This is a genomic window from Nostoc sp., assembly GCF_036917815.1.
Lineage (GTDB): Bacteria > Cyanobacteriota > Cyanobacteriia > Cyanobacteriales > Nostocaceae > Nostoc.
Window position 1 is genome coordinate 40,224 of record NZ_JBALEK010000066.1, and the last position, 25,070, is coordinate 65,293.

A 25,070-nucleotide genomic window follows, 5' to 3' on the forward strand; every position below is an offset into this window, starting at 1 on the left:
TTATCGTTTTAATTTCCAATAGTCAAAGCTATACTTAGACTTTTTGATGTTGACGCACATCTTTTCCAAACTTTACAGTAAATCCATTGATTCTATTTTAAAACATTTGGGCGTGTAGAAAGTTTGCTTGATAATATTGCTGATACATAAAGTACCCATTCAAGATTATTTTGCTCTAACAATGAAGTTTCAGTTAGATTTGAAAGTATAGTAAAGGTTAAATAAACTAAAAGCCATAAATTTTCAGATTTTCCATTCCATCTGATTAAATACATGGACCTTAACCAATTAATAACAAATCCAATTACAAAAACCAACATTCCTGGTAGACCCAACGCTAGCCAGAGATCCAGAAAACCATTATGAGAATTAGGAGCATCCCATTGTACCGCTTGTACAACAATAGAAGACTCACTATTCTGCTCTATCCAGAAAGCTCCATAGCCATACCCTAACCACGGTTTTTTCGCAATCATCTGTAACACAACAGGCCATAATTCCGAACGTCCAGTGAGTGTTGTGTCCTTACCTACGGAGCCTAAAATTGTATCAGCTTCTGAGATAAACCAGGCATAAAAAGCTATGCCAATGATTGATAGGAACGTCAAAATAGGTATCATTACTTTATACTTTAAATGTAATACTCGATCATATACAAAAAAAGCTACTGTAATGATTATCAAATTACCTATAGATGTTGTTGATTTCGATAATAATACAAGTACTCCAGAAGTGAGATAGCCAAGCCATGAAAGTAACCGATTTTCTTTAGTAGTCATAGCAAGGAATAAAAATATTGCTCCACTAAGTACAAATGTCTTACCAAGAACATTTTTAGTTGGGTATATTCCTCGCAAAGAAGCATAACTATCAATACCATATTGTGGTACGAGTATAGCAAATAATAAACACATTACTGCTGAGATGCCAAGCATATATGCACACAGCTTTAGTTGCTCCTTTAAGGTGTAGCGTGAAGCTAAATAAAGTCCAAAAATACTTGTTCCTAACAGAGCAATAACCCGACGTACAGTAATGTCTGGATCTGAAGACCAAAAACTAGAAAGCGCACAAACTCCAATCAATGCCCAAATAAACTTATCTTTGCTAAAAACGTAATTAGCCTTCTTCCAGCGTAGAGCAATCAATGAAAGGCTCACTATATATGTAAGAGTATAAAGTAATCGAAATATAGTTCTATCACCCTCTTTTACAGTAAAGCCATCTGTCAGAAAAGGATCTAATGGAGTTCCTGAATAGAGCATCAAGCAAGTGAATGTAAGTATTTGTTCGGCAGAAACTAAAAATTTCCTCATTTTTTATAATATGTATCATTATGTGTGCATAGAGAAAATAGATTCAGCAAGTCAGGGATTTGTGGTTGTTAGTCTAAGTTTATTTTGGCAAATAGTTTGTTTCTTAGATTTGTAATTATGATGTTTTTTAAATGCCAAAGTAGTGAGTTAAATTGTATTAATTTCTCGTTTTTATCAATGAGGGCAGGAGGGAGGAGGAAAACAGCGCTGGTGTCTCCTGCCCGTGACGCACACGGTTCTGGGGTCTAAAACCCCTGAGTCTACACGGCGCTTACAATTTGGTTGGGGTTTGAATCCCCATATATTTTGTGCCTCCTGCCTCCTGCCTCCTGCCTCCTGCCTCCTGCCTCTTTCAAGGTTTTCTGATAAACTTCTACAGTTTGAGCGGCAATATTTGACCAATTTAAATCTTGCTGACAACGAGCTAGTGCCGCGGTTTGCATGCGTTGTTGCAAACTGCGATCGCTTAACAAACAAATTATCGCATCAGCTAGGGTTCGAGCATCACAGGGTGGAACTAGCAACCCATCTTTTTTATGCTGAACTATCTCACTCAATCCCCCAACCTCAGAAGCTACAACCAGGGTTCCCATTCCATAAGACAAAGCTGCTACACCACTTTGAGAGGCTTCGATGTATGGTAGAACTGTTACTGTGCTGCGTTGAAATAGATTACCTACTTCTTCAATGGGAATAAAGTCGTTGATAATCTCGTAGCGGTTTTCATCATAACCATTAGGAAAATACTGCCTTACGCTTTCTCCCCTTCCAGCAATAATGAGCTTGACTTCAGGTATACATTCAGCAATTAAGGGCATAGCTTCAAGCAAATATTTCAATCCCTTATAGGGCAAGATGCGTCCAAAAAATAGCAATGTATATGGCTCACGGGCTTGAATATTCTGACTAACCCGACGCCGATACAAACTACCAAGTTCCCCATGAGGTAAAACATTGACTTGCTCTTGAGATATACGAAATTGTTCAATTAGAATATTTTTTAGTTGATGAGTATGGACAATCAATTGTTGGGAACGGTAGAAGCCAATACGTCTAGTATACTCTGAACCAAATGCAGTGATGTTATCTCCTGGATGACGGAATACATCGTGGATAGTTGTCACCAATGGTGGCATCTTATTGAGTAACAAAGTCCAATCGTACCAAGGATCGTTAGTTTCTTGTACATGTAAAACATCTGGCTGTATGTCTTTGATGATATTCATCATAGCGACCATAGACAATAGGTTGCGGGGGTCACGAATCCGTGGTTTTTTAAAGCTAATGACGCGGATACTTGAATCAAGGACATTGCTACAGAAATATGAGACTTTTTCTGGATGAATTAGCGTTAAATCAACATATTTAACTAGACTGTTTGCTAATTCAATGGTATAGTCTTCAAAACAAAAATGTAATAGAGCGACTTTAATCATAATTAAAATAAAACTATATTCTCATTGGAATCATTTATTCAACCAATTTTGATACCTTACTGGTAGGATTTCATTTCAAACAATTACTGCTCTCTCAAAAGCTTCATCCACAAAAAACGGAACCCACCAAAGGCACGAATGCCCAGATAAATCACAAATAAAAGATAAGCACAAGTTGAAATAATTAGAGTTAATATAAAGTCTAAGCTAATTTTTTGCAATAAGATGAATACAGGTAGCATAAAGATACTTATTAGTAAAGGCCGGCGCATAATTCGCCATAAATTTAATGAAAATAGGCGAGTATAGGTGAAATAAATAAACTGGCTAAAACCAAGGATACCCATTAATAATGCCATCAAAGCTGCACCTACTAAATGATATTGCGAAACTAATGCCACACCTAACAAGCTCCCTAATGAAGTGGTTATTACCACCTCACGTAGGTTTACTATCTCAAAACCATTGGCTACAAGTAGAAAAGAAAGTGCGCGTGAGAACGGCAAGAAAATTAGTGATGCGGCAGTTAAGCTAAGGGCTATATTTGCCTCAGCAAAACTCTTATCATAAATAAAAGTTAGTAAATCTTTGCCAAGCAATAACAGTCCAAGAAATAATGGTAGTGCCATTATTAGTAGGACTTCAATAATATTTTCAGTGATCTGCCTCTGCTTGTCCCGTCCTTGCTCTACTGCTTTTGAAAATCTGGGAAATATTGCTAAAATTATACTGTTAGAAATAATCAGAAATGGTTGTAGCAATTGTATTATTCCGCCAAAGAGGCCTACTAACAACTCGCTTCCTAGCAATGAAAGAACCAGGATTTGAATTCTGCCACTGATTACAGCTAGTGCTTCAATAGCAAAAAATGTACGCGCACTTTTGATTGTCTTAAATACAAAACTTCCATCAATCTGCCATTGTATTTTAACTAATGGGACGATAAAGATCCATTCAATTACCAGAATTAGTGTTTCTGAAAAACATAGGATCGCCCCCAAATATTCAATTCCATATTTAAGTTGCATCGCCCAAATCATTATTATTAGGCGTAAGATATAAATTGGAACTGTAGAGATAGCAATCAGATGCATCTTTTCTTTTGCTTGAAAAATTGCCTCTGTGATGTTGGAAAGGGCAAAGGGAATGATCGTTAAGCCCATGATATAGCAAACAGTCGAGGTTTTGGAACTATAGGGAAGTAAAAACACTACAATCACCAACGCCCCGTAACTGAAGAAACTAAATATTAACTGTAACCAGGTGCCACTGATCAAATAAACTGGTGTTTTTTCCGGATCACGGGCTAGTTCTCTGGTAAACAATGTCTTTAGACCCTGTGAAGCAATACCCACAAAGATAAAATAGTAGCTATACGCTAGTAGATACTGTCCTAAAGCCTCAGCTCCGAGAGTACGAGCAATAGCAGCGGTTAATACAAAAGTTGTAATGCTTTGCGCTAACCGATTCAGTATCATTGAGAGGGAATTACTCAGGAATTTGTACTTGTCTACCATTTTTAAATTCTTAATTCAGCTTAATTCGTTCATTTTGATTGAATCATCAATACCGATAAATCTCATAACTTATCTTTTCTGATATATAGTCAGAAGTTTTTCTAAGTGTTCAATACATACAATCAATTAACACGAGTCCAGCAGAATAATGCAATGAAAATGCATTTTTGTTTTGCTTCTATCATCGCACGCTTGAGTGTATCAATCATCACAATATTTTCTTAATTAACAAATACTTTGAGTAGTGAATGCTAAAGTTTTTATCGCAATTAAGCAGGTAGTTAATCTGTATTTTTTCTAACAGAGAAACCTAAATTTAATGCCGGAAAAATTCCATTTAAAAGTGCAATACTCGTATCAATACCTAAACAACATAATTATTGCTGTCCACTAGATATAATTGATTTTGTTTTGATCAACCTAGTATGCACCTTCTTTTTTCAAAACTACCAAAACTGTTTTGAGCAGAATTTCAAAGTCTAATCCCAGAGACCAATTTTCAATGTAGTTAAGATCAAGATTTATTACTTGTTCAAAATCTAAAATATCTGAGCGACCTGAGACTTGCCAAAGACCTGTAATACCAGGTAAAACTTCATGTCTAATAAAATGATGTTCAGAAAATTTATCTACATCTCTAGTAGGTAAAGGGCGAGGTCCTACTATACTCATTTGTCCAAGGATAACATTAAAAAGTTGAGGTAATTCGTCTAAGCTGTAACGACGCAGAAACTTCCCAACACTGGTAACGCGAGGATCATCTTTAATTTTAAAGATAATTCCATCTTTAGTTTCATTTAAAGCTTCTAATTCTTTCTGTAATTTTTCTGCATCAGACCTCATGGTTCTGAATTTCCATACTTTAAACTGTTGACCATGCAAACCTATACGTGTTTGCTTGTAAAATACTGTGCCGGGAGAATCGATTTTTATAGCTATAGCTATAGCTATGTAAATAGGGAATGATAACATTACAAATAAAGTTGCAAAACAAAAATCACAACTACGTTTTACCCAAAAATCCTTACCTGTAATTATCGGACAATCCAAACTAAGACAAGGCATTCCCCCGATTTTATTAAATTCTACGTTTTTATAAATTGGTTTTAATTCCATAGGCAAAATATGTACTTGGATGCCAGACGCTTGAAATAACCAGCATAAAAACATTCTATTTTTTAGAGCATCCCAAGATATAAAAACTTCTGTTACACCTAATTCATTAAGTTGATTTAATGTTTGCTGACGTTTATATCTGTCTAATGAACTAGCATTTGCCGTTCCAGATACAATGTAATGCTTTTCTTTTTTAATAAAGCTCGCAATCTGGTCATGATCTTGAGCATCACAAATAATAAATACAGAAGAGCGAACTATTTTTTTCTGCTTACGCAAATATTCAAGAGCAATATTTACACCATATCTACCAGTACAAATAAATAATACACTTAGGAGCCAAGATAATAATATTAATCTTTGGTGTGTAATATCAACAACTGGTTTATACAAAAAACAAACAAGGATTATTAATCCATGAGCAAAAGTTAGGGATTTGATAATATTGAAATAGTCATAGCGGTTTTGACCTTCTCGATAAATACCTTCTAGAGCTAGTGATCCTATTTGAATCCCAATAGTTATTAAAATCGGTAAATAATGACTCTGTATATACCAAGTAAAATTCCCATAGGAAGATTCATATCCAGCTAAAACCCAAGCTAAGGATAAAAGAATATAGTCTACTAAAAACAATGTTGTTAATCTTAACCACCACGATCCCTTGCGTACAATAACAGATGCAGATGCACGTAAATCTGAAGGCACTTCACTCAACTTATTTGTTGCAATGCTCTGATTACTCATAGTTAGTAACACTTGGTGTAGTTAAAATTTGATGAAAACCTATATAATTAGGATGTCTCACATTTCTTTTCTCTCTCAAAGGAATCTGTCCTTTATAGTCTACTATTAACCATTTTCTCTAGACTAAACTTTAAGTTCTTGATCAAAAGCATATTCCAACATTAGTTTGAGTGTTGCTACTACCCGAATGCTTAAATTTTATTGAAGGGTAGCATCCAATTTAGTCCGTAAATTTCGAGCTTTGATCCCTAAGTAAAGGATTTGTTGGTGAGTTAACTTAATAAATTCCTGACATTAATAATCAAGCAGGTCAGGTAAACAAACAATATTATGTATGCTTTATCATCTGTGTAATAAATAACCTAACTCGGTTATTAAAGTTCCGCTGCAGATTTATACTAATATATCTTGGAGAATAACTGTACCATATTTAGCTAGAGTAATTCGGTTTTGCTTAGAAGTTATTTTGTTTGTTTACGCATAATTACTGATTAACAAAACTTACACAAACAACATATAACGAAATGAATCGAAAGTTTGATGATTGTTACAAAACTTTATATAATCGAATATCGTGGTTGAAGTTGAGTCAGCTTGATCTGACTTTTCACGGCATCTGGAAAACCTCACTTCTATTTCTCTCTCCTTGTAGGAGAGAGACTTTGAATTTTCCCCCAACGCTAGCAGGGAAGGGGGTTAGGGGGTTAGGTTTTTGGTGGACTTTTCCACATAACGTGAAAAGTCAGAGCTTGATGGGCATCTCTAGAGAATTCGTCACCGATTAATGAACATAAATTCTAATAGCTGATTTCTATGAGTACTGTCATATTAGCGTTGTAGACATTTTTACCTCATGAGAGAGTCAATTTTTATGTAAATAAAGATCAACGAGGCTAAAATGCTCTTTTTTCCTACTTCTTGCCTGATCCCAATGACAAATCTTTATGCGAACCTGACTTGAAAATGCTGTTAGCGGTAGTGGGGCATTTAGTCCGTGTTCAGTAAAAATACCAGTGCTAAACCCAGCCTAATTACGGTCGTGGATATTACAATTTATACGGTTTATCGGTGCTACTTAATTATTTAAGCAAATCATAATTACGCCTTTACATGATTTTTATATATAAAGAGACACAATGAAGATTTGGTAATAATTATTTTTTCTTTCAGCAAATCTTCTTGAAAAAGGATAGGATTTTCCAGTGTTGTATTTGTAGCTAATCTAGTTAGATAAAGGAAAAAACCTTTACTTGTCAACTTAAAGGGAAAGCTGCAAATCAAATGGTTGTTACTGGCTAGTACCTTAAAAAAGGCAATCATGCATTTTTTGGCTGAGATTTTATTTTAAAGTTGTATCTAAAAGCAATATGCTCGGTAAAATATCGTTATTATTATGTTAAGTATAAATCGATTATTTAGAGCCTTACATACCAATTCTCTTGAAAAAGCAGAAGTCCTAACCCTTTGGGGAAGGGAGTTACGGTCAGTGTCTAGTTCTCAAGACTAGCTAGCCTTTGTTTCTGTAGCCCCAGACTTCTATCCTAAGGGTGTTAATGTGCAGCCGCATATAAAATTTGGTACATTGCTGTACATAGAATAAATTAAAAAATGGCATTTCCTGATGGAGTTGATATATATTAAAATGCAGATAAATAGCCAGACTTCTGAGTGTGAGCAAAATATTCCGTTAAGTACCTTAACTAACATCATCGGCACTCAACTTCTACAAGAATGGAATGGCACTGACGCAGGCGATCATCAGGAACTGTGCATCCATGAAATGTTTGAGATACAAGTAGAGCGATCGCCCCAAGCAATTGCGGTAGTATTTGAAAATACACAACTTACTTATCAGCAGTTAAACCAACGGGCGAATCAACTAGCGCACTACTTACGTGGTTTAGGCGTTGGACCTGAGGTACTTGTGGGAATTTGCCTAGAGCGTTCCTTGGAGATGATCGTCGGACTACTGGGAATTCTGAAAGCTGGAGGTGTCTATGTGCCTTTAGATCCAGCATATCCCTCAGAACGTTTAGCCTTCATCTTAGAAGACACCCAGACACCAGTGTTGTTAACTCTAGAAAAATTTGTCAACAGCTTACCACCGCATCAGGCACAGGTGGTTTGTTTAGACTTGGACTGGCAAGGGAACACCCAGAACAGCCAAGAAAATCCTGTCAAGGAAACGACGGTTGATAATCTTATCTACGTAATCTACACATCTGGTTCTACAGGACAGCCTAAGGGTGTAATGATCCCTCACCGTGGGATTTGCAATCAACTCCACTGGAAGCAAAGAACCTTTGGATTAACTCAGCAAGACAAAGTTTTACTGACTATTTCTTTTAGCTTCGACCCCTCAGTGTGGCAGATATTCTGGCCATTGTGCTTTGGGGGGCAATTGATCGTGGCTCGTCCTGGTGGTCATCAAGATACTGCCTACCTTGTGAAGGTGATTACTGAGGAGCAAATCACCGTTTTGGCCTTAGTACCTTCCATACTCCGTGTTTTACTCGAAGAGAACGGAATTGAGAATTGCCGATTCGTCAGGCATATTACCTGCGGTGGTGAAGCTTTACCTGGCGAACTGATAGAACGCTTTTTTGCCCAACTTAATTTGGACAATGTTTTGCATAATTGCTATGGGCCGACAGAAGCTTCCATTGATACCACTTTCTGGACTTGTCAGCGCAGCAGCAATTATGCCATTGCTCCCATTGGTCGCCCCATTACTAATGCAGAGATTCACATCCTGGATGAAAATTTGCAGGCTGTGCCTGTTGGTGAATCAGGTGAACTGCACATTGGCGGTATTGGTCTAGCGCGAGGGTATCTTAACCGTCCAGAATTGACCACAGAGAAGTTCATTCTCGACCCTTTTAGCTCTGAAACAGGGGCACGCCTTTACAAAACTGGGGACTTAGCACGTTACTTGAGCGACGGTAATATCGAGTTCCTTGGTCGCATTGACCACCAAGTGAAAATACGTGGCTTCCGAATTGAATTAGGAGAAATTGAAGCCATATTAGGTCAACATCCGGCACTGATACAGAATCTAGTTATAGCTAGAGAGGATGTTCCTGGAGACAAGCAACTCGTGGCATATATTGTGGCCAGTCCAGAGCAAATCCCTAGCCAGGTTGAATTGCGTCGCTTTTTGTCAGTTCGATTGCCTGAATACATGGTGCCTAGTTCCTTTGTATTTTTGGACACCTTACCATTAAATCCCAACGGTAAAATAGATCGTCGCGCCTTACCTGCACCGGATACATCTAATATTAGGCTGTCAACAAAGTTAGTTGCACCTCAGAATTCGACAGAAGAAGTCTTAGCTAGCATCTGGGCGAAAGTTTTGCGTCTAGAACAAGTAGGTATCCACGACAATTTCTTTGAATTGGGAGGTCATTCACTACTGGCGACTCAAGTAATGTCTCGGGTTCGCCAAGCTTTTCGGATAGAAATACCGTTGCAACTCTTATTTGAGAATCCCACGATCGCTACTTTAGCTCAAGGGATTGGTCAAAAGGAGAGTCAAGAAAATGATCCCCAGAATCAGACTATTCCCCAAATAGGCAACCGAGAGTCAGCCCGCTTATCTTTTGCCCAGCAGCGAGTGTGGTTTTTGCAGCAGTTGCAACCCGATAGCCGAGCATATATCCTCTCCAATGCAAAACGCTTAACAGGCAAGTTAAATGTGGATGTGTTGCAACAGTCACTAGATGCGATCGTTGTCCATCATGAGGCACTGCGAACAAACTTTATTACATCACTTGATGGTAGCCCCATACAAGTAATTGGCACACCTCGGTCAGTGGAACTCAAGGTAATTGAGGTAACACAGGAGCAAGTAGAATCTCTCCTAAATCAAGAGGTGCAACGCCCCTTCAACTTAGAAACTGACTTGATGCTGCGAGCTACTTTGCTCCAGGTAAAGGAACAGGAGCATATACTACTGTTGGTGATGCACCACATCGCCTCAGATGGCTGGTCAATAGGCATTTTCTGGCAGCAGTTAGCAGAACTTTATCAAGCCTTTTTGAGCGGCAAGCCTTCGCCCCTGGTAAAATTACCTATTCAGTATGCCGATTTCGGTGTCTGGCAACACCAATGGCTATCGGGTGAAATACTCTCAGGCCAAATCAACTACTGGAAAACCCAGTTAGCTGCCGCTAATACTGTATTAGAATTACCAACCGACCGACCACGGCCAGCAGTCCAAACTTACCAGGGATCAGTGCAATCCCTGATGCTACCCCAGAGCCTGAGTGCATCGCTAAAAGAACTCTCCCACCAGCAGGGTGTCACGCTATTTATGACATTGCTGGCGGCTTTTGGCACAATATTGCACCGCTACACTGGGCAAGAAGATATTCTCATCGGTTCTCCCATTGCTGGTCGCAACCAAGTTGAAACCGAAGGGTTGATTGGTTTTTTTGTCAATACCCTAGCCATACGCACTAATCTTTCAGGCAACCCAAGTTTCCGGCAGTTACTTAGTCAAGTTCGAGAAGTAACACTAGGAGCATACTCCCACCAAGACTTGCCCTTTGAGAAGCTAGTAGAAGAACTACAGCCAGAAAGGGATCTGAGCCACTCACCGTTGTTTCAGGTAATGTTTGCCTTCCACAATACCCCAAAGGAACTCTGGGAACTTCCGGGATTGACCATTACCCCTGTAGAAGTCCATAGCGGCGCAGCAAAGTTCGAGCTTACCCTCGATTTAGAAGAAACTTCAGAGGGGATCAAAGGTGGAATTGAATACAACACAGACTTATTCGATGCGACAACCATCGCTAGAATGGTAGGGCATTTCCAAACTTTGCTTGAAGGTATTGTCGCCAACGCCGAACAGCATATTTCCGATTTACCTCTATTAACAGCAGCCGAGCAGGATCAGCTACTGGTAGAGTGGAATAATACCCGAACTGACTACGATTTATCTGAATGTCTGCACCACTTGTTAGAAGGGCAGGTAGAGAAAACACCAGATGCGATCGCTGTAAAATTTGCAGACAAGCACCTTACCTATAGTGAGCTAAATAGTCGCGCCAATCAACTAGCAAACTACTTGCAAACTTGTGGAGTCCAGCCAAATGTACTCGTAGCCATTTGTGTTGAGCGTTCCTTAGAAATGGTAGTGGGGTTATTAGGGATTATCAAAGCTGGTGGCGCTTATGTACCGATTGATCCCGAATATCCTCAAGAACGCATAGCATATATGCTAGGCGATTGTCAAGCCGCAGTGCTATTAACCCAAAGGAGTTTAGTTGACCAGCTCCCTACAACTAGCCAAAAAGTTTGTCTGGATACCGACTGGGAAACAATCTCCCAACAAAGCAATAGCAATCCCAATTCCAGCGTCAAACCTCTAGATTTAGCTTATGTAATTTACACCTCTGGTTCTACCGGTAAACCCAAGGGGGCGATGAACACCCATAAAGGAATTTGCAATCGCTTACTGTGGATGCAAGATGCTTACAAACTAACTGAAACTGATCGCGTTCTGCAAAAAACGCCTTTTAGTTTCGACGTTTCAGTGTGGGAGTTTTTCTGGCCGCTATTAACAGGGGCGCGTTTAGTTATGGCTCAACCAGGCGGACAGCGAGATGCGACTTACTTAATTAACACCATTGTTCAAGAGGAGATTACAACACTGCATTTTGTCCCCTCCATGTTGCAGATATTTCTAGAAACCAAAGGACTAGAACGTTGCAAATCTCTCAAACGGGTGTTTTGTAGTGGAGAAGCCTTACCAATTGACCTCCAAGAGCGGTTTTTTGAAGGGATGGCATGTGAACTACACAATCTTTACGGCCCTACCGAAGCGGCAATTGATGTCACATTTTGGCAGTGTCAAAGAGAGAGTAACTTAAAAAGTGTACCAATTGGGAGAGCGATCGCTAACACTCAACTTTATATCCTCGACTCCCATCTCCAACCAGTTCCCTTGGGTGCTAATGGCGAACTTTATATTGGTGGTGTGGGAGTTGCTAAAGGCTATCTTAACCGTCCAGACTTAACAGCCGAGCGATTTATTTCCCATCCCTTTAACCAAGGCGAAAAACTTTACAAAACTGGAGACTTAGCCCGCTATCTTCCCGATGGCAATATTGAATACATCGGTAGAATTGATCATCAGGTAAAAATTCGTGGTTTCCGCATCGAACTTGGAGAAATTGAAGCTTTACTAGCACAACACCCCAGCGTACAGCAAACTATCGTGACAGCGAGAGTTGATAATTCAGAAAACCAGCGACTAGTTGCCTACATCGTTCCTCACCCAGAACAGACACCAAATACAGAGGAGCTGCGCCACTTCCTCAAACAGCAACTGCCAGAATATATGGTGCCGAGTGCTTTCGTTTTACTAGACACCTTACCCCTAACTCCCAACGGCAAAATCGACCGCCGCGCCTTACCAGCACCAGACTCAACAAGGCTTGATTCCGAAAACACTTATGTAGCTCCCCGTGATGAATTAGAATTGCAACTAACCAAAATTTGGGAACAAATTTTAGGTATCGGGCCTATTGGTGTCAAGGACAACTTCTTTGAGCTAGGAGGACATTCCATATTAGCAGTAAAACTGTTTTGGCAAATTGAGAAGACATTTAATAAAAATCTGCCTCTGGCGATTCTCTTTCAGTCAGGTACTGTAGAGGCTCTAGCCAAAATCATCTCCCAAGAAGAAGATATAGCAAGAAACTTAGCAGTAAATACCTTAGAGAAATCAAAATCTAACTGGTCATCCCTGGTAGAAATTGAACCCAACGGTTCCAAGCCACCTTTTTACTGTATTCACGGACTAGGTGGAGAAGTCTTGGGTTTCCGTGAATTGGCATTGCATCTGGGATCAGACCAACCATTCTACGGACTACAGCCACAAGGGTTAGATGGAAAACACCCTTTCCATAGGCGAGTTGAAGATATGGCAACTCACTATATTCAAGAAATCAAGACTCTTCAGCCCAATGGCCCTTATTTTATCGGCGGTTATTCTTTTGGAGGTGTAGTTGCTTTCGAGATGGCTCAACAACTCCAAAAGCAAGGCGAACAAGTTGGTATTCTTGTTTTTTTTGATAGTTGTCGTTTAGGTTATAGCTGGCGAGCGCCATTTATCAAGCGACTTTATTTGCATTTAAATAATATCCTTCAACAAGGGCCTGCCTACCTTTGGAAAAAGACTGTGAGATGGAGCTATTGGCGTAAGCAGCATTTGCAAAATACATATAACCGTTACTTGGAAGAGGTAGTTAATTTACCTGAAACTGACAAGCATTTAAAGAGCATAAATGCTAATATTCAAGCGGGTAGGGAATATATCTTTTCACCTTACCTTGGTCGAGCTGTCCTCTTGCGGACAGAGGATAAAAATCGGGACGAAGCTATAGGCACAAAATACGATCCTCAATTCGGCTGGGGCGACATAGTAGCTGGAGGATTGGATATCCATTATATTCCCGGATCTCACCTTGACCTACTTAATGAACCCAACGTACAAGTGTTAGCCGAAATACTGAGAAATTGCTTAACCCAGGCGCAGTCCCCAAAGAATTAATTTGAACTTTTCCCTTAGTTCAGATTTCGACAGCAATTGTCACGGGGACTGGGGACTAGGGATTGGGGATTAGGGCGTGTTTTCAAAGTCTTAGATCCCCCCAACCCCCCGATAAATTGGGGGGCGAAGAGTCTGTTAAAGTCCCCCAATTTATCGGGGGATTTAGGGGGATCTAAAAAGTTAGAAGGCTAAACAAATAGTTTGAAAACACGCCCTAGGGATTGGGGACTATTAAGATAAGTATGTGCATTCAGACCCGAATGGCACTAAGAAAAGCCCAAAGACTTGTGTAACCTCGTTCCCAGTCTTCAGACTGGGAATGTATTCCGAATGGGCTGCTGCCTCTCGTCAAGAAATAGGAGGCGGAGACTCCCAGAGTGGTTTCCCCGCCTGGAGGCTGGGAACCAGTCAGGGCAAGGGCTGTATCTTAACTTAGTGCCATTCGATTTAGACCCCAACCAAAACAATCAAGGAAGTTCTTGCCCAGTACCCAGTACCCAGTACCTAATTTTGAATTCCCCGTTCGGGTAGCGTCTCGAAGAGAAGGGGTTGACTGTCGTTTTGAGATTTGAAGTTGGTAAGCAATCCACAATGTACTGATGTTATATAGACGATTTGGACGTACAGAATTACAAATGCCCGTGTTTTCCTGCGGGGGCATGAGATATCAGTTCAAATGGCAGGATGTTCCCAATCATGAAATTCCTGCTGATAACCAGGCGAATCTCGAAGCGACTATTAAAAGGGCTGTGGAAGTTGGGATTAATCATATTGAAACTGCCCGTGGTTATGGCACTTCCGAAATGCAATTGGGGAGAATATTGCCCAAGTTTCCCCGTGAAAAATTGATTGTTCAGACTAAAATCAGTCCAACGGCAGATGCGAAAGAATTCCGTCAGACATTTGAACAATCATTGAAAAATCTTCAGCTAGATTATGTTGACCTTTTAGGGTTGCACGGCATCAATCATGCTGAGTCTTTAGATGAGAGCATCCGTCCCGGTGGTTGTGTGGAAGTAGCCCAGCAGTTACAAGCAGAGGGGAAAGTTAGATTTATTGGCTTTTCCACACACGGCTCAACAGATATGATTGTGCAGACAATTAATACCAATCAATTTGATTATGTGAATCTGCATTGGTACTACATTAATCAATGGAATTGGGCGGCAATTGAAGCAGCTAAACGCCACGATATGGGGGTGTTTATTATTAGTCCATCTAATAAAGGAGGTTTGTTGTATGAACCTCCGCAAAAATTAGTGAATCTTTGTGCCCCATTGAGTCCAATGGTGTTTAATGATTTGTTTTGTTTGAGTCATCAAGAAGTGCATACCCTGAGTGTGGGAGCAGCAAAACCAGAAGATTTTGATGAACACCTGAAGACTTTAGAGTTAGTAGACCGAGCATCGTCAATTTTGCCACCGATTTTAGCAAAGTTGGAGTCAGAAGCGATCGCTACTTTGGGAGAAGATTGGGTAAAAAACTGGGAAACAAATCTACCAACTTTTGACCAAACCCCTGGTGAGATAAATATTCGGGTGATTTTGTGGTTGCGGAATTTAGCGATCGCCTACGACCTGGTAGAGTACGCTAAAATGCGCTATAACCTCCTAGGCAATGGCAGCCACTGGTTCCCCGGCAACAAAGCTGATCGGCTAAACGAATTAGACTTGCTACAATCCCTCGCTCGCAATCCCCACGCCGATAAAATACCAAAAATTTTGGCACAAGCCCATCAGATGTTGGCGGGTGCAGAGGTGAAACGATTGTCTCAGAGTTGATATTTTAGTCACTTAGAATATTTGATGATATACTAAGTGACTAAATATCAATAGTTAGTTGATCAAGTTGGCTAACAAAAATGAAATCTGTATTTTCGCAAAATTCCAAACAAATAGAATTACCTCTACAGTTAGTAACTTATCAAAATAAATTCGCTTTCATCGATCTATTTGCTGGTATTGGTGGATTTAGAATTGCTTTACAAAAACTAGGTGGTCAATGTTTAGGCTATTCTGAAATAGATAAACAAGCTATAAAAATTTATCAACAAAATTTCATCAGCTACTTAAACAAAGATGAAATTGAATTAGGAGATATCACAAAAATTAATGACCTCCCTTCTGATGTTGACATAGTGGTTGGTGGTGTTCCGTGTCAACCTTGGTCAGTCGCCGGTCGTTTAAAGGGATTTGAAGACAAGCGAGGAAAGTTATGGTTTGATGTAATTCGACTAGTCAATAAAAATAAACCTAAAGCCTTTATATTTGAAAATGTCAGTGGATTAGCAAGCCCGAAAAATATAGATAATTTGGAACTTATTGTACATGAATTGGAAAGCATAGGATATTGTGTTAAATGGAAAGTCCTCAATGCTTATGATTTTGGTTTACCTCAAAATAGAGAGAGAGTTTTTATTGTTGGAATTAGAAATGATCTAGAAAAATGCCAAGAGTATAAATTTCCTATTCCTTTGAACATTCATCCAAAAGTTTACGACATATTGGATGATATTAAATCTGCAAAAGTTATTGAAAAAGTCAAGTTAGATCGACATACCTTATTTAAAGGTATGATTCCACCATCCAGAACGAGATTTCAAAAAGATGATGAATTAAATGATTTCTTCATTTTTTCTGATTTAAGAAATGGACATACAACAATTCACTCTTGGGATATTATAGAAACCAGTGATAGAGAAAAAATGATTTGCTTAACTCTTCTAAAACATAGAAGAAGTAAAAAATATGGAGAGAAAGATGGTAATCCCTTATCTTTTGATAATTTTAAACAGATAATATCTGATATAGAGATAAATGAATTAAATGAATTAGTACAAAAAGGAATATTCCGATTAACTGCTGATAAGAAGTATGAATTTGTTAATTCTAAAAATATGACAGGTATTAATGATATTTATAGAATTATTTTACCTACTGCTGATATTATGCCAACTTTAACTGCTACTGGTGCTAAAGACTATATAGCAACAGTATCAATTCATGCTAGAGATCCAGATGAGTATAAAAATATTTTCTTAGAAAAAATTTATAAACAGAAAAACTTTATCCCAATCATGGCAAAGCACGCCTGTAAATTACAAGGTTTTCCGACAAATTTTGAATATCACGAAAAAGATGATATTGCCAAAAAACAGTTTGGTAATGCTGTTCCTATACCTGTTGTTGAGTATGTAGCTAAAGAGTTGCTAAGTATTCTTGATATTTAAACTAATTTTGGTAAAACATATCATTAAATTCTGCGGCAAAGTTTTCGTGTCCTAACTCAACAAAAAGTGCCTTTAATTGCTCAAATGTATTTTCAGTTCCAGAACAAAAATCCCAAAATTCATTTTCAACCCATATATCTTGAGCTATATCTAGAGGAGAACTAGATAACTTACCTTTTTGCTTTTCATACCAAGATTTTGAAAAAGGATTAAAAGGAATAGCAATACGAGCTTTTAACTTAGCATTTGTATCTTTAGCAAGTCGATAAGCATACCACTGTAGCATTTGTTTGTTAAACTTTTGAAAATCAGCTAGATTCGGCTGTGCAGTTTTTATATCAAAAAGATATTCAATTCCGTCCTTAGACAAATGAATATCAACTCCAGTTCCCGATGGAGGAGATTTATAGATGTAGGCGGCGATGTCTTGAGGATTGGTTTTTGCCGCAGCGTTTGTTAGCCTGTCTATACATTCCTCTGTTGAAACTCTCCTGTTATTAGGCTTATTTTCACGTTCAGAAACTAATTTATCCAATTCATTCTGCAAAACTTGAGGAAAGGGAGTTGGAACTAATATTTTCTCTTTGATAATTTTAAATCCATTAATTTCAGCTAATGTTTTAGATATAGGTTCCCAAAAAGTTGTTCCTAGACTTGTTTCTAATCCACCTATTAGAGAACGTATTCGTCTTTCCTTAGGAAAAATATCATCTAATACTTGGTAATTTTTGACTGCTTTATTGTTAAAAAACTTTCTAATTGAAATTTTAAGATTTTCCTTGATTTTTTCTTTAAGATAGTCATCCATAATTCAATTGTTTGATGTTGATTAGGGCAGTCAAGATAAGATGCCCAACCGACAAGCTAGTAGGGTAAGTTACGGATTAAGGCTAACACATCATGTTACATTGGGCACAGTGTATGGAAAATATAAACAATAATTATCAATGCCCAATGCCCAATGCCCCACGCCCAATACTAGTCAGATTTTTTCGGATCTGCTGATTTAGATGCCTTCGGTATGACTAGCACCTTATCAACGCGATTACCATCCATATCCATCACTTCAATTCGCATTCCCTGCCATTCAAAATAATCTGCTGCGGCGGGAATACGACCTAAATTGGTGATGACAAAACCACCTAATGTTTGATAACTGCCGCGTTCCTCAGATTGCCACTCTTCCATACCAAAAAGTTCCAAGAACTCCTCTACAGGCAACATCCCATCTAAAAGCCAGGAACCATCTTCACGTTGCACAGCTTGTGGTTGATCTTGTCCATCTGTGGAAGGAACATCACCCACGATTTCACTCATGATGTCATTGAGAGTGACTAATCCTTGAATCACTCCGTATTCATCCACTACCAACGCCATGTGAGTGATGGTTTGCTTGAACAATTCCAAAACTTTCAAGCCACGGGTGCTTTCTGGCACAAATACTGGCTGTCGTAATCCTACTGTCAAGTCTAGCGGTTCTCCTCGAAAACTCCTGGCTAATAAGTCGGTGACAGGGATCACACCCAGCACGTTGTCAAGTCCCGCCTGACAAATTGGATAACGAGAATAGGCACTATCAACCATTTTTTGGCGATTTTCTTCGGGAGAGTCGTCTAAGTCTAGCCAGACAATATCGGGGCGGGGTGTCATTAAGTAGCTGACGGGGCGATCGCCTAAACGAAAGACTCGCTCCACCATATCCTGTTCAGCTTCCTCAAAGGTTCCCGCTTCAGTCCCTTGCTCAATTAAAATTTTAATTTCTTCTTCGGTGACTTGTGGCTCAGTAGAAGCTGTAATTCCTAGCACTCGCAGGATTAAATCTGTAGAAGCGCTTAAGAGAAAGACTACAGGAGAAGCGATCGCTGCCAAGGCTTGCATTGGAATCGCTACAATCGAGGCAATCCTTTCTGGATTGTTTAATGCCAGACGTTTCGGTACCAATTCGCCAACAATGAGTGAGAAATAGGTAATGAGCAAAACCACTATTCCAAAGGATATCGGTTCACTATAAGGTGCTAATAAGGGAATAAGTCGCACATAGATTGCCACTCGGCTAGCAATTGTTGCTCCTCCAAAAGCACCAGTCAGGATACCGATTAGGGAAATACCCACTTGGACGGTTGACAGGAAATGATTTGGAGACTCAGCTAGTTTCAATGCGACCCTTGCTTTGGCATCTCCTTGATTGGCAAGCTGCTGTAGCCTAACTTTCCGGGCTGAGACAATGGCCATCTCAGACATCGAAAAGACGCCATTGGCAATAATTAGCACCAAAATGATTAAAATTTCCAAAGTTATGGGGGACATGTTTAAAATTGCAGTTTATCAGAGCGAACGTAGCTCAATCCCTAGTATCTAGTATTAAAGGTGCTTGGATAAATGCTTTGACTATACACGAAGTAATAGTTATAGTTCTTAAGTTTATTAGTCGCTGTGCATTATTCTTCCATCGAATCAATAAGAAAGCTGTTAACACTTTTAAAATGGTTGACATAAACTGCCTCCAGATTTTCTGACCCACAAAGACTCCCATCGCTAGTAGTACTTATGTCATTTTCTTCTATTGTGCGTGCCTTAGGCCGATCGTCGCTCACTACTGAATTTATTTCTAAACTGAATCGACAACAAGAATTGCGGTTAAATGGCATTCCCCGGCTGCCTAAGACTCTGGTAGCTTCGGCATTAGCACAGGCTCAAGGCAAGGATTTGTTTGTGGTTTGCGCCACTCTGGAGGAAGCTGGACGCGTTTACGCACAACTTGAGGCAATGGGATGGCAAACAGTACATTTTTACCCCACCTCCGAGGCTTCTCCCTACGAACCTTTTGACCCGGAAACTGAGATGAGTTGGGGGCAAATGCAGGTATTGGCGGATTTGGGGATGGGGGATAGGGGGCTGGGGACTGGGGACTGGGGACTGGGGGGACAAGGGGGTATTATTGAAAAAGTTACTCCCTTGTCTCTTCCCAATCCCCAATCCCCAATCCCCAATCCTGGAGCGAAGCGACCCTTAGCGATTGTGGCTACTCAAGGGGCGCTGCAACCTCATTTGCCTCCACCAGAAGCTTTTGGGCAATTCTGTCTTACCCTGAAGCGGGGGATGGAATTAGATTTGAATGCATTCAGTGAGAAAATAACTATTTTGGGTTACGAAAGAGTGCCTTTGGTGGAAACGGAAGGACAGTGGAGTAGGCGGGGCGATATTGTTGATGTGTTCCCGGTTTCCTCTGAGTTTCCAATTAGGTTGGAATGGTTTGGGGATGAAATTGAGCAATTGCGGGAATTTGACCCAGCAACTCAACGTTCAGCCCTCGACAAAGTTGACCAGTTAATTCTTACTCCCACTAGCTTTAGTCCGGTGGTGATGGCAGCACTGAAGAATAGTGCTGAGTTAGGAGTTAGGAGTTATGAGTTAAATTCTGACTCAGAATTCATGAGTGATAACTCATCACTGATTGAGGGTAGTCGTCGCTTTTTGGGGTTGGCGTTCGAGCAACCAGCATCTCTGCTAAACTATTTAGCAGAAAACACCTTGATTGCCATTGATGAGCCAGAACAGTGTCATGCTCATAGCGATCGCTGGGTAGAAAATGCCGAGGAACAGTGGGGCATTGGGCATGGGGCATCGGGCATGGGGCATGGGGAAGAATCTACTCCCTTAATATTGCCGAAGATTCACCGTTCGTTTGATGAATGTTTGGCTGATGTTGCTAAGTTTAAAACGTTGTATTTATCGGAACTGTCAGAAGAAAATAGTGGGATCAATCTTGCCAGCCGTCCGGTTCCAGCCACGCCACACCAGTTTGCTAAATTAGCTGAAACTATTCGCCAAGAACGCGATCGCAATTTCTCAATCTGGCTACTTTCTGCTCAACCTTCCCGTTCTGTCTCGCTGTTGCAAGAACATGATTGTCCGGCTCAGTTTATCCCCAATCCCCGCGACTACCAAGCGATCGATAAGCTGCAAATTAACCATATTCCCATTGCCCTAAAATATTCTGGTCTTGCCGAACTCGAAGGTTTTATCCTGCCTACGTATCGAGTGGTAATCGTTACAGATCGGGAATTTTTTGGGCAGCATTCTTTGGCGACTCCCGGCTATATCCGCAAGCGTCACAAAGCCACTTCTAAACAAGTTGATCCTAATAAACTGCGTCCAGGGGATTATGTAGTTCACAGAAATCATGGTGTTGGCAAATTTGTCAAGCTAGAAAGTTTGATGATTAACAACGAAACCCGTGATTATTTGGTGGTGCAGTATGCTGATGGGTTACTCAGAGTCGCAGCCGATCAAGTAGGTGCTTTATCTCGGTTCCGCGCCGGAGGTGATAAAGCACCAGAACTTAACAGAATGACTGGGAAAGCTTGGGAAAATACCAAGAATAAAGTCCGCAAAGCCATCAGAAAATTGGCAGTGGACTTGTTGAAACTGTATGCAGCGCGAGCGCAACAACAAGGTTTTAGCTTTCCCAGTGATATGCCTTGGCAAGAGGAATTGGAAGATTCTTTCCCCTACCAACCCACAACAGATCAACTCAAAGCTGTCCAAGATGTAAAACGCGACATGGAGAGCGATCGCCCAATGGATCGCTTAGTTTGTGGCGATGTCGGTTTCGGGAAGACGGAAGTGGCGATTCGTGCTATTTTCAAAGCAGTCATCGCCGGTAAACAAGTGGCACTCCTTGCGCCGACGACTATTTTAACACAGCAGCATTACCATACACTCAAAGAACGTTTTGCACCCTACCCCGTAAATGTCGGTTTGCTCAACCGTTTTCGTTCGGCTGAAGAACGCCGCGATATTCAAAAGCGATTGGCAACGGGTGAATTAGATGTAGTTGTTGGTACACAGCAACTTTTAGGTAAAGGTGTGGCATTCAAGGATTTAGGACTGTTGGTGGTGGATGAAGAACAGCGATTTGGAGTCAACCAGAAAGAGAAAATTAAAAGCCTGAAAACTCAGGTTGATGTACTTACCCTCTCCGCCACTCCCATTCCCCGAACTTTGTATATGTCTTTGTCGGGAATTCGGGAAATGAGTTTGATTACTACACCACCGCCAACCAGACGTGCGATTAAAACCCATTTGTCACCGATAAATTCTGAAAGTATCCGCACTGCGATTCGTCAAGAATTAGACAGAGGCGGACAGGTTTTTTATGTAGTTCCACGAGTGGACGGCATTGAAGAGACAACAGCCAATTTGCGAGAGGTGATACCGGGAGCTAGATTTGCGATCGCTCACGGTCAAATGGATGAAAGCGAGTTAGAATCAACCATGCTCACTTTCAGCAACGGTGATGCAGACATCCTCGTTTGTACGACAATTATTGAATCTGGCTTAGATATTCCGCGAGTCAACACCATCTTGATTGAAGATGCTCACCGCTTTGGATTGGCACAGTTGTATCAATTACGCGGTCGTGTGGGACGTGCAGGTATCCAAGCTCATGCTTGGTTATTTTATCCGAAGCAGCGAACATTATCTGATGCAGCACGGCAACGATTACGAGCAATTCAGGAATTTACTCAGTTGGGTTCTGGGTATCAACTAGCGATGCGCGATATGGAAATCAGAGGCGTGGGTAACTTGCTAGGTGCTGAACAATCCGGTCAAATGGATGCCATCGGTTTTGATTTATACATGGAAATGCTCGAAGAAGCAATTCGGGAAATCCGAGGACAAGAAATACCAAAAGTGGAGGATACTCAAATTGATCTCAACCTGACGGCATTTATTCCGGCAGATTATATCACAGATTTGGATCAAAAGATGAGTGCTTATCGGGCGGTAGCTACAGCCAAATCTAAATCAGAATTAAAGCAGATTGCAGCCGAGTGGAGCGATCGCTATGGTACTTTACCTGTCCCTGCAAATCAACTTTTGCGAGTTATGGAACTCAAACAACTAGCGAAAAAACTGGGATTTAGCCGGATTAAACCAGAACAAAAGCAGCACATCGTTTTAGAAACACCAATGGAGGAACCCGCTTGGAATTTATTAGCGGCGAATTTACCAGAAAATCTCAAGACGCGCTTTGTGTATTCTCCAGGTAAAGTGACGGTGCGCGGGTTAGGAGTTTTTAAAGCAGATCAACAATTGCAGAATTTGATTGATGCTTTTGGGAGAATGCAAGGTGCCATTCCAGAGGCGGCTATTGTTTGAGTGGTAGTCTAACTTTATAGGTCAATACAGTTCAGTTAAGCATTTTTTCCTTCTCTTCCTTCTCTTCTTTGCGTCCTTTGCGTCCTTTGCGGTTCGTTAAAAAAATGAGTCTCCAAAATTTGCCGCTTAATTCCAGAAAATTTGAAGAATTTATCAAACAAACTAGGCACTACAACATCTATCCAATGTCTCTTTCTCAGTACATACTAGAGGAAGAGCAACATCCCATAACTGCTCAGTTGATTGAATTAGTTGAAGAAGCGTGTGAGTACCTGTCGGCATGTGAGGAGAGTGAATTCGAAAATTTATTTAACTGTATGCCGTCTGGCTTTAAAATGTTTGTTAGTAGCAAAATAGTGAGTGAGAGGGAGCGCAGGAGGTTTGCTCTTTACTCTGTATGTTCAGAAGTTGAGCGTAGCTATTTCTCATTCAAAGGAGCAATTGTCCAAAACTTTGAACAAAGTGCAGTTTTAAACGTGTATCCTGAACTATCCGAAAAGTTCGATAGGGATGGCTTACTTCATATAAATTCTGATTTTATTTTATTCGATGGTGGGATTGAGTACAAAAATCACATTTTGCATTATCACCAACTTTTAAGAAGAGGATATAGATCCAATCCAAATTTTGATTTTCTAGAACTCTTTGCTGAATATCGTTCCCAGACCAAAAATAGAAATGAGTTTCGGATTGCAATAGATCACCGCCGGATCATGCCAAAAGAATTTTATGGCCAAGTAGCAGAAATGGATGGATGGCGTGGTCTACCTTTTGATTCAAATAAATTGGATGATCCAAACTATATTGGATTAACGGTTGTAGAGCGAAATAAGAACTCATTATTTGAGCAAACTTGTAGCCTTGATCGCACTGAATTTCACTGGAGTTACCGTGATGGGATAAAAACATTTGAGATTGAGGAAATATCAGGCGATAGCTACACTTTTGATTGTTATTATTTTAACCGCTATATACATAGTGAGCGTGATACACAAGTAAAAGCATTTCGTCATCTTGATGGAGCAGTCAAAGTTTATGTTCAAGATAATTACCAACAGAGAAAGAACTCATTTATGCCGAAGGAATTTAAGAGTCATCGTAAAATTAAACTGTGGCGTATTGATGGAGATATAGCTCTGAATATTTGGAGTGAGCTTATCTCATACTTTTTCAAATCCAACGAGATGATTATTAAATATTTTGATCCTGAAAAATTTGAGCAGATATTTGATCTGAGAGTTCGTGACTTTGAGGCATGGAAGCTTGCCCAAGAACAAGATGCGGATGATACCTAAAAATTCAATTCCAGAGGACGGAATAAAATATGTCAACAATATCGGAACAATTAGAAGAACGAGTAGCAATTTTAGAGGCTGAAGTTGCACTTCTTAAAAGTAAATTAGAGGTTGTTTCCTCACCGACAATACCTTGGTGGGAAAAGATTGCTGGAACATTTACTGATAACTTAGCTTATGATGAAGCTATGCAACTAGGGCGCGAATATCGTGAATCCCTGCGCTCAAATTCTGTAGAACCACACGATATATAAATGTACGTTTTTGATACCGATCATCTCAGCATTTTAGAACGTAGAGGAGCAGGGGCACAAGGTCTTCTCATGCAGTTGGCGAATGTCAATCCGAATGAGGTTGCAGCAACAATCATCAGCTACGAGGAGCAAATGCGAGGATGGTTGAGTTATCGCCCTGACTGATATTGCCATTTTAGTAAATGTCCAATCAACACACTCAGACGGTTTCGCAGTTCTTGACGTTGCTGTTTACCCAAAGATTGAATCTCCTCAATCAGATTTTGCAGATCAATCTGACTCCACTGCTCATTGCGAAGTAAAGTTACTTGTTCCTGTGTCCAAGCGTAAAAATCAGTTTCGTAGAGCATTATTTAATCAGCAATTTCTTGCCTAAAATACTTCAATCTTGAGCAGTTTGATCAAGTTTTTTCTGCAACCAAGCTTCAATTGTATCT

13 protein-coding genes and 1 pseudogene are annotated in these 25,070 nt (G+C 40.1%); 7 read left to right on the top strand and 7 right to left on the bottom strand.

The window, feature by feature from the left end; genetic code table 11:
- Positions 1 to 92: 92 nt before the first annotated feature.
- From V7K97_RS21445 to V7K97_RS21460, 4 genes are all read right to left on the bottom strand, one after another.
- A complete protein-coding gene (locus tag V7K97_RS21445) occupies positions 93 to 1,316 on the bottom strand; it encodes an O-antigen ligase family protein (protein WP_334803021.1) in 1,224 nt (407 codons plus the stop codon).
- 260 nt (positions 1,317 to 1,576) lie between these two features.
- A complete protein-coding gene (locus V7K97_RS21450; RefSeq protein ID WP_334803022.1) occupies positions 1,577 to 2,752 on the bottom strand; it encodes a glycosyltransferase family 4 protein in 1,176 nt (391 codons plus the stop codon).
- 83 nt (positions 2,753 to 2,835) lie between these two features.
- Positions 2,836 to 4,269 (bottom strand): oligosaccharide flippase family protein, encoded by a 1,434-nt coding sequence (locus tag V7K97_RS21455; protein ID WP_334803023.1) that lies wholly within the window; start codon positions 4,267 to 4,269, stop codon positions 2,836 to 2,838.
- 420 nt (positions 4,270 to 4,689) lie between these two features.
- Positions 4,690 to 6,132, bottom strand: a complete 1,443-nt coding sequence (locus V7K97_RS21460; protein WP_334803024.1) for a sugar transferase — start codon at positions 6,130 to 6,132, stop codon at positions 4,690 to 4,692.
- Positions 6,133 to 7,774: 1,642 nt separating this feature from the next.
- On the opposite strand from V7K97_RS21460, the gene V7K97_RS21465 reads away from it, so the two are divergent.
- From V7K97_RS21465 to dcm, 3 genes are all read left to right on the top strand, one after another.
- Positions 7,775 to 13,690, top strand: a complete 5,916-nt coding sequence (locus V7K97_RS21465) for an amino acid adenylation domain-containing protein (protein ID WP_334803025.1) — start codon at positions 7,775 to 7,777, stop codon at positions 13,688 to 13,690.
- Positions 13,691 to 14,289: 599 nt separating this feature from the next.
- On the top strand, positions 14,290 to 15,471 hold the full coding sequence (locus V7K97_RS21470; protein ID WP_334803026.1) for an aldo/keto reductase: 1,182 nt from the start codon (positions 14,290 to 14,292) through the stop codon (positions 15,469 to 15,471).
- 80 nt (positions 15,472 to 15,551) lie between these two features.
- The gene (gene dcm / locus V7K97_RS21475) at positions 15,552 to 16,919 is read left to right on the top strand and encodes a DNA cytosine methyltransferase (protein ID WP_334803027.1); all 1,368 of its coding nucleotides are present in this window, start codon (positions 15,552 to 15,554) and stop codon (positions 16,917 to 16,919) included.
- Between the two features lies 1 nt (position 16,920).
- On the opposite strand, the gene V7K97_RS21480 is transcribed toward dcm, so the two are convergent.
- Together V7K97_RS21480 and V7K97_RS21485 are read right to left on the bottom strand one after the other, a co-directional pair.
- Positions 16,921 to 17,727 carry a TdeIII family type II restriction endonuclease gene (locus V7K97_RS21480; RefSeq protein WP_334803028.1) on the bottom strand — a complete coding sequence of 269 codons (807 nt, stop codon included), beginning with the start codon at positions 17,725 to 17,727 and terminating at the stop codon, positions 16,921 to 16,923.
- 170 nt (positions 17,728 to 17,897) lie between these two features.
- Entirely contained in the window at positions 17,898 to 19,226 is a 1,329-nt protein-coding gene (locus V7K97_RS21485) for a hemolysin family protein (protein ID WP_334803029.1), read from the bottom strand.
- Between the two features lie 240 nt (positions 19,227 to 19,466).
- Between V7K97_RS21485 and mfd the strand changes: the two genes are divergently transcribed.
- From mfd to V7K97_RS21505, 4 genes are all read left to right on the top strand, one after another.
- Positions 19,467 to 23,084: a transcription-repair coupling factor gene (gene mfd / locus V7K97_RS21490; protein ID WP_334803030.1), complete on the top strand. Its 3,618-nt coding sequence runs from the start codon at positions 19,467 to 19,469 to the stop codon at positions 23,082 to 23,084.
- 104 nt (positions 23,085 to 23,188) lie between these two features.
- Positions 23,189 to 24,379: a hypothetical protein gene (locus tag V7K97_RS21495; RefSeq protein WP_334803031.1), complete on the top strand. Its 1,191-nt coding sequence runs from the start codon at positions 23,189 to 23,191 to the stop codon at positions 24,377 to 24,379.
- A 29-nt stretch (positions 24,380 to 24,408) separates the two neighbouring features.
- Positions 24,409 to 24,633 (top strand): hypothetical protein, encoded by a 225-nt coding sequence (locus V7K97_RS21500; protein WP_334803032.1) that lies wholly within the window; start codon positions 24,409 to 24,411, stop codon positions 24,631 to 24,633.
- Positions 24,634 to 24,798 (top strand): hypothetical protein, encoded by a 165-nt coding sequence (locus V7K97_RS21505; RefSeq protein ID WP_334803033.1) that lies wholly within the window; start codon positions 24,634 to 24,636, stop codon positions 24,796 to 24,798.
- Here the strand turns inward: V7K97_RS21505 and V7K97_RS21510 are convergent.
- Positions 24,792 to 24,983: pseudogene (locus V7K97_RS21510) on the bottom strand (DUF29 domain-containing protein); the annotation flags it as partial. The gene V7K97_RS21505 and the pseudogene V7K97_RS21510 sit on opposite strands and share 7 nt — an antisense overlap.
- Between the last annotated feature and the right edge of the window lie 87 nt (positions 24,984 to 25,070).